This window comes from Blautia sp. MSK20_18 (assembly GCF_020553125.1).
Lineage (GTDB): Bacteria > Bacillota > Clostridia > Lachnospirales > Lachnospiraceae > Blautia_A > Blautia_A fusiformis.
Window position 1 is genome coordinate 1 of sequence record NZ_JAJCGR010000093.1, and the last position, 750, is coordinate 750.

Sequence of the window (750 nt, forward strand, 5' to 3'; positions counted from 1 at the left end):
CCATTACTAAGAAATGGGATGACGGATTGACCAATGCAGAGCGTGAAATCCCGGACATGTATTTAAGCACTGAAAAACCGAGCAAAAGCACGAAAGGATATACCATCACGTTCCACGGGAACGGGCTGAAGTTTGCAGACGGGACCGATGAGAATATGGTGGTTTACAATTCTTCCGGGCAGATTGTGGAGGGGAGTTATAAGGAAGCGGTCGGGACCGGGGTGGCGTGGTACAGCGATACGGCATGTAAAAACAGGGTGATGATTTCTGATGATGGTGTGCCGCAGGTTGAACTGACCGGGGACTTGGATTTGTGGGCGAAAGAGATGACGTTTGAGATAAAAGGGTATAATTATTACTCTTCAAACCACAACAACTTCAATGATTTAATTCCAGATACTGTGACTGAAATTATATTTACAGACGAAGTAAAGCCAAAATCCGCAGAAATCATTGATGTGGATGCTGACGGAGACGATGGCGTTGTAGCATGGCTTGATGATAATAATAGTACTATTATGAAAGTATCCACACAGATTCCAGGAATAAAAGTACAGGCTGCGAAGGACAGCAGCTATATGTTTTTCTATAGAACCAAACTTCAAAAAATTAATTTTAAAATGCTGGATACGTCAAAGGTGACAGATATGGGTGCCATGTTCTCCAGTTGCCGCGGCCTAACGAGCCTGGATTTGACACCGCTGGATACGCAGAATGTGACGGATATGGGATACATGTTCTCCGGCTGCT

The 750-nt window shown here is 44.4% G+C and carries 1 protein-coding gene; it reads left to right on the top strand.

All coding sequences use genetic code 11. The features are described from left to right. The coding region (locus LI091_RS18370; protein ID WP_265191449.1) for a BspA family leucine-rich repeat surface protein at positions 1 to 750 on the top strand (750 nt) is incomplete at both ends.